The organism is Bacillus sp. SH7-1 (assembly GCF_008042405.1).
GTDB lineage: Bacteria > Bacillota > Bacilli > Bacillales > Bacillaceae_G > Bacillus_A > Bacillus_A thuringiensis_N.
Map to the genome: position 1 here is coordinate 19,899 of NZ_QNUD01000025.1, position 16,146 is coordinate 36,044.

A 16,146-nucleotide genomic window follows, 5' to 3' on the forward strand; every position below is an offset into this window, starting at 1 on the left:
TAACAGAGTGTAAATGAATTGTCTTACATCTCATATTGATTCGTCTTTCATTTATCTTACACGCTTGTAAGATTTCTAAAAAAACTGATAATAAAACTATTTGCAAACTAAAATTAACGCATAACTATCTTATAATAATTGTATAGTAGCAGGAAATACAAAGTATATGAAACCTTTATTATATAAAGTAAAACTTTAATCAGTGGGGGTTTTCTTCATCCCCCACCTAACTTCTTTGCTTTCGCTGAATTTTCAGGTGGAGGTCTTACTGCCCATTAAAGTGGGATAAATGAGAAAAGACCGATTGCTTTATCGGTCTTTTACTACTCAACGTTATATTTCTATCCACTCAGATTTTCTCAATATATAATGATTATATATTTGATTTTCTATCCTCTGTTGGCACTTATAAATAAACCCGCATTTTTCAATAACTTTATTTGATGCTACATTGTTAATTAAAGCAATTGTGTTAAGAACATCTACATTCGTTTTTTCAAACAAATAGTTAACCAGCCCTTTAGTCGCTTTCGTTGCATAACCATTATTATGATATTCACTTGAAACTGCATACATAATTTCTCTGTTCGGTGCAGGGAGTTCATCTTTCATACCTGTGCAGCACCATCCAATAAATTCATTTGTGGTTTTCTTAAATATTCCTAGTTTTAATATGTGATCATCTATGTTAGTCGTAGTTCTCACTGCATGTAAAAACGCTTTATTTTCTGGTATCTCATAATTTACAACCCAATTAATCCTTTGTTCTTTCGTTGATTTCCAGTCTGGCAAAAACTTTTCTATTTCCGGTTGATTGGATATGTTATAAATACTCTCTGCATCTTTAATCGTAAACTCTTGCAGATATATATCTCCACAATCTATTCTAAATAACTTAGGCAAACTCTCTTCTCCCATGTTAATCCCCCTTACTTACATTAAAGCTCCTTAATCTGCTTCGTAAGTTCCATAAACCGTTCATCCAGTGCTTTATATTCTTTGTCCTTAGAAGTTAAAAAGCTTAATTTCCCTAATACTTCTTGTCTCTCTGTTTCTAGTGTTAAACGTAGCTCTTCAATTTCATCTCTTGTTTTAATAGGTTCTTCTAGCTGCTTTTGTATCGTATTGTTTACAAACACAAGTTTTGTATTTGTTGTTTTCTCCAGAAAATATCGATCGTGAGAAACGATAACGAGTGTTCCATTATACTCAGCTAATGTATTTTCAAGCTGTTCACGTGAAGGAAGATCAAGGTGATTCGTAGGTTCATCTAAAATAAGTACATCTTTTTCATCTAAAATATAAGCCATTAGCTTACATTTTACTCGTTCACCCATACTCATATATCGAATCGGCTCTTTCCATTGGGAAGATTCAAACCCTAAATGTTTCATTAAATTTTGGACTTTTCCTCTTTCTTCAAATGTCTCTTTATAAAATAAATCTTCTGGTGTTTTATCAAGTGGTAAATCAAATACTTCTTGTGTTAAATAACCGATGTTTGCTGATGGTGAAATCCATACTTCTCCTTCAGCAGTTTCGTTTCCCATAATCATCTTCAGTAAAGTTGTTTTCCCGCTACCGTTTGGTCCAACAATCGCAACCTTCTCACCATGCTGAATTGTAAAATTAACGTTTTCAAATAATGTTCGATTATTAAATTCTTTCCGCAATTGTTTTACTTCTATGAAACGTTTCCCTACTTTTTTACTCGCTTGAATAGAGAATTCAACTGAATACTCCTCTTTCACACGTTCTACCTTCGTTTTCTCTAGCTCTTTTTCGAGACGTTTTCGTTTTGACTTCACTTGTGCATCCATGCGCTTCGCTTTTACACGATAAAATTCTTTAACTCCTTCTTGTCTTGTAGACTGCGCATGTGCCTTTTGTGACCAGGAACTTAATTCTTTTATATGAGTTTCTACTTGTTCTATCTTTTTTTGTTGTTTTTCATATTCACGCTGCTGCGTCATTCTTTTGTGCTCACGTGCTTTCATATAACTTGTATAATTACCGCTATGGTCAATTAATTTCTTATCCTCAATTGACCATATTCTAGTCGCGACAACATCTAAAAAATATCGATCGTGCGATACGACGATAACTGTACCTTTCATATTTTTAATTTGCTTAATGAGAAATTCTGTACTCATCTCATCTAAATGATTTGTCGGTTCGTCTAATATTAAGACATTAGGATTTTTAGCAAATCCTTTTGCTAATCTTACTTTCAGCTTTTCACCACCACTTAAAGTATGAAAGTCGTTCGTTGGCACGCCCCATTTCGCAAGAAGTTCTGCTTCTTTTGCAATCACATCGTTACTAATAAAAGATTCTATTTCTTGTTCTACATATGCGGTTGTCATATTTATTTGCATCCATTCAACAGTACCTTTTGAAGGTTCAATCTTCCGATTTATTAATTGTAGTAACGTTGATTTACCAGCACCGTTTTTACCAATTAATCCGATAACATCCCCTTGTTTTACTGTCACATTTAATTTCTCTAACAACATATTTTCCTTTATTTCAACATAAACATCATTTAATTTTAATAATTCTTTCATAATACCGATTCCTTTCATTAAGGGAGAATAAAAAAATCCTCCCAAATAAATTTGGCAGGATTAGTCATTACATTATTTATACCCAAATAAGCTATTGCGCAATATAAATAGCAATACCGTTGTATGGAAACTGGGCAGACTAATCCTATTTTTTAGAAATTGAAATTTATTGAATTTCAACATTTAAAAATAAGATTAGTTAATCATCGTCCACCCATCATTCCTTTCCGTCATTAATAACCATATTGTACCATACTAGTACTGTATGAGTAAATGCAATTATTTGTGCTGTTAAAAAGATTGCTTTCTTTTAGGCTTATTTATCATTCCCTAACTTCATATTGAACAAGCACAAATTACATTGATTGTAATACGTCCTTTAGATTTCCCCAGTAGTAAACTTCTAAGCACTCTCTCTTATATAAAGTGAAACTTTAATCAGTGGGGGTTTTCTTCATCCCCCACTGATTATTAGTTGAACCAATCGGACTTTTATGGGCAGTTGATCCCCCACCTAATTTCTTTGCTTTCGCTGAATTTTGAGGTGGGGGGCTTACTGCCCATTAAAGCGGGATAAATTTTATATAAAAACAAAATGTTATTCGTTACCCAATAACCACTTATTGTTTTTCGATAAATTTTTATTGATTATTCCTTTGTAATAAGCTATTATATCTTTACAGAAAATAATAATGTAAGGATTGAATTTATGGACAGGACATTAAAAATCACAAAGTTAAATATGTTTTTAAGGATTTTTCTCGTCCCGATTATAGTAGGGATAATTGTGGGTATACTAACTAAATTGGGGCAAAATATACTTCCTGGACATTGGAATTCATTAGCTAATCTAGGAAGCGTTTGGTTAGTTCCATCCTTTTTTGTGGCTAGCTTTAGTTATTATAAGCGTACAGCTATACTTTCTGGTATCCTTGCACTACTCGGCATGGTATTAGGCTACTATGGTTATGCAATAGTTATTAAAAATGTAGCTCACTCTATTTATTTTATAACCGTATGGATTGTATGTGCATGTATAGGAGGAACTATCTTTGGAATTGCAGGTTTTCTATGGAAAGATAGTACAAATCCACTTCATAAATTCGGAAGCGCGCTTATTAGTGGAGTTTTTGTAACGGATGGACTTCACATTCTTTTAAATTTTGAAGACTATAGTCACATGTTACCTGTTGGACATACCGAAATCATAGTCGGGATTATCTTGATTCTTGTATTAGAACGCTCTAATGCTAATCGAATTTCTTCTTTCTTAATGATGATTCCTATCACTATTTTAGGATTAATTGGATATAAATTATTAAGTTTGTTTACTTAATTACAATACTGAATCATGAAAAAAATAAAAGATTAATTCTTTTATAATCCACAAAACATACCGCGAATTCGAACATTATACTGATCAATGTTAATACACTCAATCATAGGATGGATACATAAAGCTACCACTTTCAAAAGGGGGGCTTTTTTCTTACAAAAACTATTTATTTATCAGCCTATTATTAAACCCTTCTAATTTAACAGCTGTATTTATTAGTGTGTTATTATATATACCAATATGACTTTTTACCATTGCAAATAATGACTATAAAATAAGGCTAAAAACTTACATTTCAAGTTCTTTAGCCTGAGTCATTTTTACACATTTAAAAATTTAATTCGTACAACAGTACCTTTACCAACTTCTGAATGGATTTCTACACTATGTCCTAATTGCTTCGTAATTTCATACACAAGATATAGCCCCATTCCAGTTGATTCTTTAAAATCTCTACCATTTTCTCCTGTAAAGAAAGGTTTAAACACTCTTGGTAAATCTTGCTTCGGTATCCCTACGCCATTATCGGCAATTTCAAGTATAACTGTATTACCTTCCTTACAAGCTTTCACTTTAATCTTCTCTCTATTACCTGATGAATATTTAATTGCATTTGATAGTAGTTGTCCAATTAAAAATTGTAACCATTTCGCATCACTTTCTACTGTAATATCCTTCTCAATTTTAAGCTCAGGATATACAAAGTTCCGGATAAAGAATCGTTTATGTTCATGTACGGAATCATTTACTATTTTATGTAGTTGCACTCTTTCCACATAAAAATCTTGTGTGAATGCTTCTAAACGTGCGACATATAAAGCCATCTCTAACCCCTTTTTCAGTCTATCTGTTTCCTCATTTATACTTTCAAAACGCGAATCCACTTCATCCTGTGTAATTAATTCTATTACAGATAAAGGTGTTTTCATTTGATGAATCCACTGATTCATAAAGGTTAAATGATCATTATTTTTTCTCTCTTGCATCTGAAGCTGATTTTGATAATGGCGATATTGCATCTCAATTAGTTCTTGAAGAGCAGTCGACACAGCTGCAAAATCAGATTTTTGAACAGATTCATCTAAAGATTGCATCGGGTTTGCTAATCGTTCATAGAAAGTACGATGAGTAAAGTAACGAAATACTAAATAGCCTACCATAAAAAAGGTACCTAAAAACATTGCATACAATGCCGTCGCGATATGCTTATGTCCATCAAACCAATATACGAGAAATATGGATAGTAGTTGGATTGCTGTAAAACAAATAAGAGGTATATGATCACGTATAAACAGCTTTATCATTTTTCCATACCTGTATCCCAAGTAATATGCAATCTATATCCAACACTACGAATCGTTTCAATCGCATCCTCAATATGTAACGTTTTTAACTTTTTTCGCACACGTGTTGTATTTACACTCAATGTATTATCATCAACATAAGATTCGCTATCCCATAATTTATTTAACAACACTTCCCTACCCACAACACGCGGATAATTTTTCATTAACATTTCTAATAAAATAGCTTCATTTCTCGTTACATCAATTTCTTGATTCTTAAGCTTCAATACAAGCCTTTCAGGATATAAACAAAGACCATGTTGTTCAACCATCCGTTCTTCTATTTTCGGTGCATAATCTCCGTAAGCACGCCTTAAATGACTTCGAATTTTAGCCATTACAACTTCGTAATGGAATGGCTTTGAAATGAAATCATCGCCACCGTTTTCTAGCGCCATAACTTGATCCATTGTACCTTCACGGGCTGAAATAAATAATATCGGACATGTAGAAACTCCGCGAATTTGACGACACCAATAGTACCCATCAAAACTCGGTAGATTAATATCTAATAAAACTAATTCTGGTTGTTCTTCTAAAAAAATATTTAATACATTTTGAAAATCCGATACAATAATTCCTTCATACCCGTATTTCGCAACATGTGTTGATAATAATTCTGCTATTTTCATATCATCTTCTACAATCATAATTTTAACCATTATTTACTCCTTTTTCGATCCGTAATCGTATATATAATCATATAAAATAAATAATACCTTTTTTTATTTAATCCGTAAATTTAAAAAGGATACTTTTATACAAAAGCATCCTTCTTCTATTATTCTTACTTAATATGAAATTTACTCAAATTAAAACCTAGCTTCTCCACATAGTCCATACTTAGTTCCATTCGTGCCGTTTTAAGTGGGTCCACAACTTGACAAACTTTTAAATCGCCGGCTGCTGATAATAAAAGAGTGGCATCAGCTTTAGACATTTCTAATTCTTCATGTAAAAATGTCACCATATTACGTACAGCTCGATTCGCTGCATCATCTAGCAATTTCTCTGAAGCAATCGTCATTACTTTTTCATTTTGGATAGCCATTGGTAGTAGCCATTTCTTTCCTTTTATAATCTGAACTATTACCGTCACCTCACCAGCAACCTCTACTCCACTAACACCAATTTCACCATCACCCATCGCTGCGTGTAAATCACCTAATGCTAATAAAGCACCAGGAACATTTACAGGTAATAATAATGTTGTCCCTTCTTTTATCTCTTTACAATCCATATTCCCACCGTGATCATGCGGTGTGCCACATGAAATGCTCTCTTCTTTCGGCGCAGTACCAATTACACCGATCATTGGATTAATCGGGATTTGTAGTTCATTTGAAAACAAAACATGTTCATTATGTACTGAGACAAATTTCACTGTATTTTCATGTAGCTCTTCACCCATTACACCAAGATTTGCACCTGTAGTTAAAACGCCTTTCTCTGCAATTTTTATCTTTTCAATCGTAACAACTAATATATCACCAGGTTCTGCACCATTAATATATACCGGACCAGTCGCTGGATTAATCCGGTTCCAATCTAATTCTTGAAACACAACATCTTCAGAATCAATTTGATTTTCAAAGCAATCATATGTTTCAAATATAAGACGACTCCCAATTTCTACTTCCATACATGGTTTATTTTCTGGTGACATTGCATAAATGATATGTTCTTTCTGGATTCGATACATATTATCTCTCCTCTTTATATTGGTCTACAATTACTAATTAGCTTTTTTCATAAAAGCTCCTTTTAATAATTAATGAATTTACATATAGAAAAGCACTTAGCTTATTTTCATACATACACTCTTTACTATAACAGGTAAAGAAAGGTGGTATCACTATGCCCCTTATTCCATATAACGAAAGCGATGTTGATTTACTAGCTCGTTTAATGCGTGCTGAAGCTGAAGGCGAAGGTCGACAAGGTGAACAACTTGTTGGCTGCGTAGTAGTAAATCGTGTATTTTGTGATTGCTTAGATTTTAAACAACTTCGTTCTGTACGTGACGCTGTGTATCAAAGCCCTGGTGGATTCGAAGCAGTGCAATACGGATATTTTTATCAACGGGCTCGTGAATCAGAAAAAGAAATCGCACGAAAAGTTTTACAAGGTGAGTGGCGCTGGCCAGCAAGATGGGCTCTTTGGTATTTCCGTCCAGTTGGAGCTTGTCCACCTGAATGGTATAATCAGCCGTTTGTAGGACAGTTTAAAAGTCATTGTTTTTATGAACCTAGTGGTGACGAATGTCCGAAATTGTATTCACGGTAGTAAAATTTGCAAAGCAAGTACTTAGAATTTTGGGTACTTGCGTTACTTTTAACTAAGTTCTAGTAGTCTAATAATGTGAGGGATTTTTCGATATACTTTTCTAAATTAAAATCATAGAATTATCTAAAAAAATTCTTTATAGCTTCTAATTGAATTTTGTGGCTACACTCATCACAACAATATACCCCTTTTGGTTTCTCTTTAAATCGCTTATATTTTTCACTACCTTCATAAACACGAAATATATTTTTACAAGAAAAGCAAACAATTTCATAAAACATCATATGCATTTTCCTCCTCGTATTTATAACCTATCATCAAGCAACTTGAGAAGGCTTCTTTCCCATATCCATATATTATTAATAAAAGGTTTTTCTAAATTTTTATGGAATTATATAAATATCATTAAAAGTGAGGTTTACACCTTTTTCAATAATTTTCAACTGAAGGATCATGTTGCAATGAAAGTATTGGAGTTGAAACACTATGAATCGTATCGATTACAAAAGACAAGAAGAAAAGAAATATCACGACCTTTGTTATGAACAATATAAACTATTTGAAACTGGTTCTTGGCTGTACAAACCGGTTAAAACAGTTATGGATTTGATGGATTACTTTGAAGGACAAAACAACTTGCAAGTACTTGATCTCGGCTCTGGCGTTGGAAGAAATAGCATCCCAATTGCACAAAAGATGCAAAATACTAGCGGCACTGTTACATGTGTCGATTTACTTGATTCTGCTTTAACAAAATTACAAACTTATAGTAAAGAATATGGTGTAATTAATAATATTAAAACAGAACAAGCAGCAATTGAAAACTACTACATCCTACCTAATACTTATGATTATATCGTTGCAGTATCAAGTTTAGAGCATGTTAAATCAGAAGAAGATTTAACAAATGTGCTCCATTCTATGAAAAAAGGTACAAAGACTGGTGGAATCAATTGTTTAATTATTAACTCGAACATACAAGAAATTGACTTACATACAAATGAAGAATTAGATGCTTTAATTGAAATTAACCTTTCTACTGATGATATGATACATCTATTAAAAAGTATTTATAAGGAATGGAAAGAAATTAAAGTTGAAATAAAAGAATTAATCTATAATATTGTTCGCGATAAAAGGCATATTCAATTAAAAACAAATGCTATTACGTTTGTTTTTCAGAAATAAAACTATAAAAGGTAAGGTTTTCCCCTCATATATTCAGAGAAACACCCTTACCTTTCAATTATAAATTCTTCAAAAAATTGCTTCGTTATTAGTTTTATCTTCATCTAAAACATTATTTTTATTAGAAATACTATTCCACTATCAATTGAATTCATTTATTAATAATTGCTTGTCGAGCTTTTTCTTTATCATCAAAATGAATAGTTGAATCTTTTAAAATTTGATACGTTTCATGCCCTTTCCCTGCAATCAAAACAATATCATTAGAAGATGCCATGTTTATTGCGTGATTTATTGCAATTTCACGATCTACTTCTACTTTATAATTCAAATTATTATTTTGCAAAAATCCTTTTTCAATATCTTTCATTATTGCCTGCGGATCTTCCGAACGTGGATTGTCAGAAGTAATAAAAACAAAATCGCTATAACTTCCAGCAATTCCGCCCATTATAGATCGTTTTTTTGCGTCTCTATCTCCACCACAACCGAAAACAGTAATAACTTTACCTTTTGCAAACTCGCTAATTGTAGAGAGAACATTTTCTAACGCATCCGGTGTATGAGCATAGTCCACTATTACAAGAAAATCTTGATTTTCATCTATGATTTCCATTCTACCTTCAATACTCTTTAAGTTAGATAAGCTATCACTAATGTTTGTAAGCGGAATACCTTCAACCAATGCAACTGTTATTGCTGCTAATGCATTATAAACATTAAAACGACCTACAAGATTAAGGTTAACCTCTATTTCGCCATTAAAGGACGAAACTAAAAAACGAATTCCTTTTGGACTTAAAGTTATGTTCTTCGCTTGAACATCTGCTCCATTATGTATTCCATATGTGATAACCTCAGCTGAAGTAATTTTTTTAAAGTATTCTACCGATGGATCGTCTGCATTCAAAACAGCTATTTTTTTATCTATAGTAGATAAATCATTTCCTAATCTCGCAAAAAGAAGACTTTTTACATGCTTATATTCATCAAATGTTCCATGATAATCTAAATGATCTTGTGTTAAATTTGTGAAAACAGCTATTTTAAAGTTACACCCTTTAACTCTTTCCATATGTAACCCTTGTGACGTAACTTCCATAACACAATAATCTGCATTATGATTTTTCATCATTTGCAAATTCCGTTGAAGTGTTGGAGGTTCTTGCGTATTAATATCAGTAGAATACCATTTTGAACCAACTTTGACTCCGTTATTCCCCATGAGCCCCGTGTGATATCCATAATCACTTAAAATTTTTTCAATTAAATAAGAAGTAGTTGTTTTCCCATTTGTCCCTGTAATTCCAATTAACTTCATTTTATTAGATGGATAACCATAGAAATGTGACGCAATAACTGCCATAGCATACCTAGCATCTTTAACAATTATTTTAGGTATCTCAATATTTACATCTCTTTCTACAATTAGCGCTACAGCACCATTTTTCACTGCATCTTCAACAAATTGATGTCGATCTTCAAGAAAACCATCGATACCTGATACACATATAAATAGATCTCCATCAGTTATCTTTCTAGAATCCATTTCTAACCCCGTAATTTCTACATCCATATTGCCAATAGTTTCTTTAATCAATAACAAATTCGCCAGCTCTTTTAGTTTCAAATCTCCCGCCCCCTTAAACATTTCCCCTATTTATTTTACCACTTTATATAAAATAATGGCTTAAAATCCCATATAGGTTTAACGAAATTTATTCATCTTAAATAAACAAAAAATAAAAGAGCACTTGTTTCCGCAAGTGCTCTTTTGGGGATTTTGAGATATCCTATTAAAGAAAGTTAAGGTTACTTAAAGTTAATAGGTACTTCTATTATATGCTTGTCCTTTTCATTTGTGCATAATCAATATATAAACATCTTTAATAATTCTTAATAACTTTTAGTTATAGTTCTTTCTTACATTTTATCATTAAAAAATTGATTGAAGGTTTATTTGCCATGTTCTTATTTGGTTCATCAATTTCCGAAACTTGTACTAATCCATATTTTTTAAAATCTTTTTTTATAGATTCAGAATCATAGAAGAACATTTTTACGCCTTCCATTATCTCATAATAGTCTTGCTCCAGCTGTTTTCCTTTTCCGTACATGGGAGCTTTTTTAGAAACAGTTGTAAAAACCATATATCCGCCTGGTTTTAACTGATAATAACAATCTTTAATAAATTTTTCTCTTTCCTGCTCATTCAGCAAATGAAGAAGAGCATGACTAAATATCCCATCATAAGATTTATTATCAAAAGGCATTTCGTTTACCGATCCATGAAATATACTAATATCTTCTAATCCGTTTTGTTTCGCTAAATCAATAGCTGTTTTTGAAATTTCAATCCCTGTTACATTTATATCATTATCGATAAACACCTTTGCGTTTCTGCCATATCCAATACCCGGAACTAATATGTCCTTAACGTTCTTTTCTAGAAAAAAATCTTTTGCCAAAATTGCAGATTCTGTAGGTTCAAACCCCCACATCGTTTGTTTCTCAATAAAACTTGATTCCCAAAATTCCATTATGTTTCTATCTCCTTGTTCTAATCCTATTTTTAGTATCACATTAAAAACTTATAAATTTTAGTGCTGCGGCTACCTATGCCAAATTAATTTTTTTATCACATTCACTTTAGGTCCATTGAATATATCATAATTATAAGTCTATATCTATTATAATGATTGCTTTAAAACCCACCCTGTTTTATTAACCCTTACGTTTGCAGAAAAATAAAAAAAGCCAATACTTCCATTGTAGTATTGGCTTTTCTGAAGAGAAATTATCTTTTTATATTGTACTGATCTAATACCTTTTCTAACATTTCTAAAGTTATCGGTTGAGCCTTTTTTATTAATTGATAACCAATACGCCCATTAGGTTCAGCTGTAACTTGCTGTAAACTCTTTAAATCATGAATCCCTTTTTCTCTTAATTGCATAAAAAGTTGTTGTTCTGACATTTTTGCCTGCTTCAAATTCTCTTTTACAATCTCTCCGTTTTCAACAATTATAATGCTACTGCCATTCAGGAATTGTTCCATCTTCTTTGATTTCAATTCAAAGAAATGAATGATAAGAAGTATGCTTGCAAATATTACAGCTGCAAAGATAGATGGGCCTACTTTCCTACTTAATACAGGCTCTACAATAATACGTCCAATTGATACTACTATAATAATTTCAGCTCTTGTCATTTGGCTAACAGATGTACTGCCTGTCATTTTTAATGCAATCATTCCAGTGAAAATTAAAATAATGCTTTCCAAAATCATATTCATAATAGCTCAACCCTTTAATGGTGAATATTACTAGCATTCCCATTTCATATAACATTCTAAATGCATATTAATTAAACTTTTTCGTAAAAATAAAACTTAAATATACTGAAAGAGGATCTATTTTGATCAATCTTTTTTCAATAAGGATTTGTTAATTCATCTTCCATTGTCCAAAATTAAAAAAGCACCCAAATGGATGCATAGAGTAAACTTATTCATTATTACTTTCTCCACTTTCATCATCAACTGATTTCGAGTCTAACATGCTGCCTATATCAGGTGGTAAAGCTAACTCTATACCAGCTACTGGTTGATTATCTTCATTAAACCATTGTTTTTTAAATTTAATCAATTCTTCATTTTTCTTATTTTCATTCATATTATCCCCCCTTTTATGTTTGATATTAAACTCTTTACTTAATATGTACACTGAGAAAGATAATATACTATTTGTACATAATGAAAGAGCAAAAACCATTCTCTGTTTTCACAACCCGTTGTACCTATTAAAAAATCCCCGTACATGTTACTCCGCGCTCTGCTATCATATTAGTGTCTAAACATATGTGGGCTATTGTGACAAGTACCTGGTCATTTTGTTCATTATTCATATGAGACAAATACTTTTAAAGGGGTAATTATTCCTTGACTTAATTCCTCAAAACATTGAATGAGTCCTGTATATTGTATTTCATGTTGAAAAATCTCTTCTATCCATGGTGTTTGTTCTATTTGACTAAAAAACCAATCTGCATGTTTTTGATAATCATATCCGTCACTTGAACCAATGATCCGCAGTTCTTTCTCATAAAAATCAGCGGTTAATGTTAGTTCCTCTAAATTCCCATCAGAAAGTATACATATTTCACTATTACTGTTAAGTGCTTTTTGTAATGTATGAAATCCAATATTTGTAGCAGAACATTCGAAACCGTAATTATATGTTTCTATTATTTGTTCTTCTGATTCATATATGTTTTTCGCACCAAAATTCTTTGCAAAATCTCTTCTATTTTTATTAGGTTCAACAACATCTACATGCTTAACACCTACATAGTATTTTAAAATATAACAAGCGAGTAAACCAATAACTCCCATTCCAGTTATAAGTACTTTTTCATCCTGTCGCATATTTAGTTTTAATACTCCTTTAGCAGCATCACACGAAAGAATAGATAATAAAGCAACTTTAGGTTTTATATAACTCGGCACTCGAATTACTTTATCCCCCTTAACTATTCCTACAGTTTCATGTCCATAAAAAGAAACTACTTTATCACCTACATTTAAATTTGTTATTTTATTCCCAACTCGAACAACTTCACCATAACTTTCATATCCAGTTTTTCTTGGATAAAAAGGATTAATATCTGTAACATCCGATTCTTTATACTGTGGTAACTCTGCTCCAATACTTATTGCACCTGCAATTGTTTTAACGATAATTTCATCATCCTGTATAGGCTTAATTTTACACGTTTCCCACTTAAGCCGTTTGGGTCCTTCTAAAACTAATTTATTTTGTTCCATTTATAACCCTCACATTTTATAAAAATATATTCTCACAAAATTTCAAACAATGTATAATAGATTCAACTAAAATTTAAGCTATACCGTTGGCTAGCACCCAACAGTGATAATATGATAATTGAATTTGATGGATATGGAATAAATGAGTATGTTTTTGGCCGTAACTGTTCTCTTAACGAGTTAATAATAATGTATTTAAATGTAAAAAATGAAGAGATATCTAATGAAGATCTTCTAAACTTATTTTGTGTACGGTATCATTATGAAAAAATTCCAAAGTTACTACAAGAAGACGTCATGAGCGATGTCGTCATTGATTTAGACACGGACTATATTTATATCCCTAGTAGATAACAGTAAACTAGATTAAATGAATAGAAATTACGATTCAGCTAAGTGTTTAATAAAATAAGTCATTGCCCAAATTAATGTTGCAAATTGAGTGACAAAATACATCGTCCATTCAAAACCAGTCAACTTTCTCTCTCGTTTCACTTTCTTTAAATATCTGTAAAATATAAATGTACTTAAAAACATAAGTAACAACGATAATTGTTGTAAATCATCGACTATACGTACCCCCATAAACTCCATCACCCTCCCATTCAAAATAAATGCTATACTTTAAGAATAACATTTATTGGTAGTTTATTTCCATTTCAGATTACTTATGTCCTAAACAAAAAGAGCACTCAGCTATTGAGTGCTCTAAAAAATATCAATTTAACACATTTTCCTTGTACTGGTTGCATATTATTCCTCTTACTTTTTATAACTCAGTTCTATCACTTCCGGTATATGGTTGCTATCATATTTTCTCGTATAGATTTCTCCATCAGGAGTAACTAATTGTAATACAATCTCACCACAAACACCATGCAATACTTCAAATTCACCTTCTGCATTTGAAATACTGCGTTCCTTTTCTTTAATAGAACCCTCATAAATTTTCACATTAAATATAGGTTCGTTATTTTGATCTATGATAATACCTCTTGAATACTTACCAACTGCAATGCATTGATCATCTTTTTTATTATATTTCGTTACAACCATAGCTCCAATTATTATAGCGATACATACAAACAAGAGAATCATTTTTCGTCTCACAACGAATTTCATTATTCATTTGATTCTTTTTTAAATTGAAAATTTAGACGTTCCACTTGTTTGATTTCCTCAATTATTTTACGTATTCCTTCTTCAATATTATCTTCTTTTACATTTGATACGTTTAACTTTAATAGTCTTTCTTTCGGAAAACCTCTCACATAATTCTTATCAATAGTATCAATACTTATTTGAATTTCACTTAGTTTTTGTATAAACGTTTCCGAAATACTCGTTTTCTGTAATTCTAAACAAGTATGGATTCCAATTGTATTTTGCTTTTTATGTGTGAATAAAAGCGGGTTTTCACCATGTATTCTTTCTAATGTTTCTGCTAGTTTTTTAGATCTATTATTATAGGAAGATTTTATTTTATTTTTATGACGTTCGAACATGCCACTCTTTATATAAATTTCTAAAGCAGCTTGGGATATCATCGGGCTATCGATATCTAAAATCTTTTTATAAGTATGAAAAGCATTAACAATAACCGACGGAATAACTGCTACACCAACTCGTAACCCCGGAAAAATAATCTTCGAATAACTTTTCAAATATATAACATGATTACAATGATCCAAGCTATATAACGGATCTGCTTTTGAATCCGTTTCTAAATCTGCTAAATAATCGTCTTCTACTATAAATACATTATATTTCTTCGCTAATAGTACGATTTTTTCTTTCTCACCTTTAGAATAAGAAGTTCCAAGTGGATGATGATATCTTGGTATTGTATAAAAAAATTTTATTTTACCAGTTCGAAAAATACGCTCCAATTCATTTAAATCAATACCTTCATTCGTACGTTTAATACCGATTACAGGAACTTTATTTATTTCTAGATATTCTATATACAAATGATACGTTGGCTGTTCAACTAATATTGTTTCATTTTCATTTGGAAATGGTATAGAAGTTAATATTGCAAGTGCCTGCTGCACACCTGACGTTATAAAAATATTTTCTTCTTTCGTGAACACTTGATAATTTGCCAACTGTTTTTGAATGACTGGAATTAAAGATGGTAACCCTTTCGGCGTTCCGTATACGAACAAATCATTTTTATAAGTATCAATAGCCTTATTAATACAATGCTGAAAGTCTAAATACGGAAAAACATCTGGATCCGGTGCTGAAGAAGCGAAATCAATTATTTCGTTATTTTCTATAGTACTCCCAGATTTCTTAACAACGTAGTATCCACTTTGAGGGACAGAATATATAATATGACGCTTTTCTAATTCATGAAGCGCACGTATAACTGTCGCCTTATTACATTCATATTGCGTAACGAGTGACCGTATTGATGGTAATTTCTGTCCTTCTTTTATCTCTCCATGTTGAATCATGTTTTCTATATCATTAAAAATATGTACATACTTATACATTCTTTCACTCCCTTATAGAAGCACTAAAAAGGGTTCCTCACTCTCATAAGCTCATAATAAAGCGAAAGGAAATTCATCCCTTCAATCACTTTAAAGT

18 protein-coding genes are annotated in these 16,146 nt (G+C 31.6%); 4 read left to right on the forward strand and 14 right to left on the reverse strand.

The genetic code is table 11. The features are described 5' to 3' along the window. Positions 1 to 333 precede the first annotated feature (333 nt). Together DN390_RS19990 and abc-f are read right to left on the reverse strand one after the other, a co-directional pair. On the reverse strand, positions 334 to 918 hold the full coding sequence (locus DN390_RS19990) for a GNAT family N-acetyltransferase (RefSeq protein WP_147808200.1): 585 nt from the start codon (positions 916 to 918) through the stop codon (positions 334 to 336). A gap of 20 nt (positions 919 to 938) precedes the next feature. Continuing rightward, entirely contained in the window at positions 939 to 2,567 is a 1,629-nt protein-coding gene (gene abc-f / locus DN390_RS19995) for a ribosomal protection-like ABC-F family protein (RefSeq protein ID WP_147808201.1), read from the reverse strand. A gap of 709 nt (positions 2,568 to 3,276) precedes the next feature. Between abc-f and DN390_RS20000 the strand changes: the two genes are divergently transcribed. Further along, a complete protein-coding gene (locus DN390_RS20000; protein WP_147808202.1) occupies positions 3,277 to 3,903 on the forward strand; it encodes a DUF6518 family protein in 627 nt (208 codons plus the stop codon). Between the two features lie 320 nt (positions 3,904 to 4,223). Here DN390_RS20000 and DN390_RS20010 read toward each other — a convergent pair whose 3' ends face one another. The 3 genes from DN390_RS20010 to DN390_RS20020 all read right to left on the reverse strand — a co-directional run bounded on the left by DN390_RS20010 (position 4,224) and on the right by DN390_RS20020 (position 6,951). Further along, positions 4,224 to 5,207 carry a sensor histidine kinase gene (locus DN390_RS20010; RefSeq protein WP_147808203.1) on the reverse strand — a complete coding sequence of 328 codons (984 nt, stop codon included), beginning with the start codon at positions 5,205 to 5,207 and terminating at the stop codon, positions 4,224 to 4,226. Next, on the reverse strand, positions 5,204 to 5,911 hold the full coding sequence (locus tag DN390_RS20015; RefSeq protein ID WP_147808204.1) for a response regulator transcription factor: 708 nt from the start codon (positions 5,909 to 5,911) through the stop codon (positions 5,204 to 5,206). Before DN390_RS20015 ends, DN390_RS20010 begins: the two co-directional genes overlap by 4 nt. 125 nt (positions 5,912 to 6,036) lie before the next feature. Next, positions 6,037 to 6,951, reverse strand: coding sequence for an acetamidase/formamidase family protein (locus tag DN390_RS20020; protein WP_147808205.1), 915 nt, complete (start codon positions 6,949 to 6,951; stop codon positions 6,037 to 6,039). A gap of 155 nt (positions 6,952 to 7,106) precedes the next feature. Between DN390_RS20020 and DN390_RS20025 the strand changes: the two genes are divergently transcribed. Next, positions 7,107 to 7,535, forward strand: coding sequence for a cell wall hydrolase (locus DN390_RS20025; RefSeq protein WP_071725507.1), 429 nt, complete (start codon positions 7,107 to 7,109; stop codon positions 7,533 to 7,535). A gap of 119 nt (positions 7,536 to 7,654) precedes the next feature. On the opposite strand, the gene DN390_RS20030 is transcribed toward DN390_RS20025, so the two are convergent. Continuing rightward, complete coding sequence (locus DN390_RS20030) at positions 7,655 to 7,825, reverse strand: DUF2197 domain-containing protein (protein ID WP_000551046.1); 171 nt, start codon at positions 7,823 to 7,825, stop codon at positions 7,655 to 7,657. A 196-nt stretch (positions 7,826 to 8,021) separates the two neighbouring features. On the opposite strand from DN390_RS20030, the gene DN390_RS20035 reads away from it, so the two are divergent. Continuing rightward, a complete protein-coding gene (locus DN390_RS20035) occupies positions 8,022 to 8,723 on the forward strand; it encodes a class I SAM-dependent methyltransferase (protein ID WP_147808206.1) in 702 nt (233 codons plus the stop codon). Positions 8,724 to 8,874: 151 nt separating this feature from the next. Here the strand turns inward: DN390_RS20035 and DN390_RS20040 are convergent, their stop codons facing one another. From DN390_RS20040 to DN390_RS20055, 5 genes are all read right to left on the reverse strand, one after another. Beyond that, complete coding sequence (locus DN390_RS20040; protein WP_255444074.1) at positions 8,875 to 10,374, reverse strand: UDP-N-acetylmuramoyl-L-alanyl-D-glutamate--2,6-diaminopimelate ligase; 1,500 nt, start codon at positions 10,372 to 10,374, stop codon at positions 8,875 to 8,877. A 259-nt stretch (positions 10,375 to 10,633) separates the two neighbouring features. Further along, a complete protein-coding gene (locus tag DN390_RS20045) occupies positions 10,634 to 11,263 on the reverse strand; it encodes a class I SAM-dependent methyltransferase (protein WP_147808207.1) in 630 nt (209 codons plus the stop codon). A 257-nt stretch (positions 11,264 to 11,520) separates the two neighbouring features. Next, complete coding sequence (locus DN390_RS20050) at positions 11,521 to 12,018, reverse strand: DUF421 domain-containing protein (protein ID WP_147808208.1); 498 nt, start codon at positions 12,016 to 12,018, stop codon at positions 11,521 to 11,523. A gap of 211 nt (positions 12,019 to 12,229) precedes the next feature. After that, on the reverse strand, positions 12,230 to 12,397 hold the full coding sequence (locus tag DN390_RS30720; RefSeq protein WP_061530792.1) for a hypothetical protein: 168 nt from the start codon (positions 12,395 to 12,397) through the stop codon (positions 12,230 to 12,232). A 224-nt stretch (positions 12,398 to 12,621) separates the two neighbouring features. Next, positions 12,622 to 13,548: a zinc-dependent alcohol dehydrogenase gene (locus DN390_RS20055; RefSeq protein ID WP_147808209.1), complete on the reverse strand. Its 927-nt coding sequence runs from the start codon at positions 13,546 to 13,548 to the stop codon at positions 12,622 to 12,624. A gap of 111 nt (positions 13,549 to 13,659) precedes the next feature. On the opposite strand from DN390_RS20055, the gene DN390_RS20060 reads away from it, so the two are divergent. After that, on the forward strand, positions 13,660 to 13,902 hold the full coding sequence (locus DN390_RS20060; RefSeq protein ID WP_147808210.1) for a hypothetical protein: 243 nt from the start codon (positions 13,660 to 13,662) through the stop codon (positions 13,900 to 13,902). Between the two features lie 27 nt (positions 13,903 to 13,929). Here the strand turns inward: DN390_RS20060 and DN390_RS20065 are convergent, their stop codons facing one another. From DN390_RS20065 to DN390_RS20075, 3 genes are all read right to left on the reverse strand, one after another. Then, entirely contained in the window at positions 13,930 to 14,133 is a 204-nt protein-coding gene (locus DN390_RS20065; RefSeq protein WP_098265618.1) for a hypothetical protein, read from the reverse strand. A 177-nt stretch (positions 14,134 to 14,310) separates the two neighbouring features. Further along, the gene (locus tag DN390_RS20070; protein WP_147808231.1) at positions 14,311 to 14,658 is read right to left on the reverse strand and encodes a carboxypeptidase regulatory-like domain-containing protein; all 348 of its coding nucleotides are present in this window, start codon (positions 14,656 to 14,658) and stop codon (positions 14,311 to 14,313) included. 11 nt (positions 14,659 to 14,669) lie between these two features. Next, positions 14,670 to 16,049: an aminotransferase-like domain-containing protein gene (locus tag DN390_RS20075; protein WP_147808211.1), complete on the reverse strand. Its 1,380-nt coding sequence runs from the start codon at positions 16,047 to 16,049 to the stop codon at positions 14,670 to 14,672. Positions 16,050 to 16,146: the final 97 nt, after the last annotated feature.

Bases quoted from the DNA above. Each gene is read 5' to 3' on its own strand.
- abc-f (WP_147808201.1), bottom strand. From the start codon at position 2,567: ATGAAAGAATTATTAAAATTAAATGATGTTTATGTTGAAATAAAGGAA.
- DN390_RS20040 (WP_255444074.1), bottom strand. From the start codon at position 10,374: ATGTTTAAGGGGGCGGGAGATTTGAAACTAAAAGAGCTGGCGAATTTG.
- DN390_RS20060 (WP_147808210.1), top strand. From the start codon at position 13,660: ATGATAATTGAATTTGATGGATATGGAATAAATGAGTATGTTTTTGGC.
- DN390_RS20065 (WP_098265618.1), bottom strand. From the start codon at position 14,133: ATGGGGGTACGTATAGTCGATGATTTACAACAATTATCGTTGTTACTT.
- DN390_RS20030 (WP_000551046.1), bottom strand. From the start codon at position 7,825: ATGCATATGATGTTTTATGAAATTGTTTGCTTTTCTTGTAAAAATATA.
- DN390_RS20015 (WP_147808204.1), bottom strand. From the start codon at position 5,911: ATGGTTAAAATTATGATTGTAGAAGATGATATGAAAATAGCAGAATTA.
- DN390_RS20045 (WP_147808207.1), bottom strand. From the start codon at position 11,263: ATGGAATTTTGGGAATCAAGTTTTATTGAGAAACAAACGATGTGGGGG.
- DN390_RS20075 (WP_147808211.1), bottom strand. From the start codon at position 16,049: ATGTATAAGTATGTACATATTTTTAATGATATAGAAAACATGATTCAA.
- DN390_RS20035 (WP_147808206.1), top strand. From the start codon at position 8,022: ATGAATCGTATCGATTACAAAAGACAAGAAGAAAAGAAATATCACGAC.
- DN390_RS20050 (WP_147808208.1), bottom strand. From the start codon at position 12,018: ATGAATATGATTTTGGAAAGCATTATTTTAATTTTCACTGGAATGATT.
- DN390_RS20020 (WP_147808205.1), bottom strand. From the start codon at position 6,951: ATGTATCGAATCCAGAAAGAACATATCATTTATGCAATGTCACCAGAA.
- DN390_RS20055 (WP_147808209.1), bottom strand. From the start codon at position 13,548: ATGGAACAAAATAAATTAGTTTTAGAAGGACCCAAACGGCTTAAGTGG.
- DN390_RS30720 (WP_061530792.1), bottom strand. From the start codon at position 12,397: ATGAATGAAAATAAGAAAAATGAAGAATTGATTAAATTTAAAAAACAA.
- DN390_RS20000 (WP_147808202.1), top strand. From the start codon at position 3,277: ATGGACAGGACATTAAAAATCACAAAGTTAAATATGTTTTTAAGGATT.
- DN390_RS19990 (WP_147808200.1), bottom strand. From the start codon at position 918: ATGGGAGAAGAGAGTTTGCCTAAGTTATTTAGAATAGATTGTGGAGAT.
- DN390_RS20010 (WP_147808203.1), bottom strand. From the start codon at position 5,207: ATGATAAAGCTGTTTATACGTGATCATATACCTCTTATTTGTTTTACA.
- DN390_RS20025 (WP_071725507.1), top strand. From the start codon at position 7,107: ATGCCCCTTATTCCATATAACGAAAGCGATGTTGATTTACTAGCTCGT.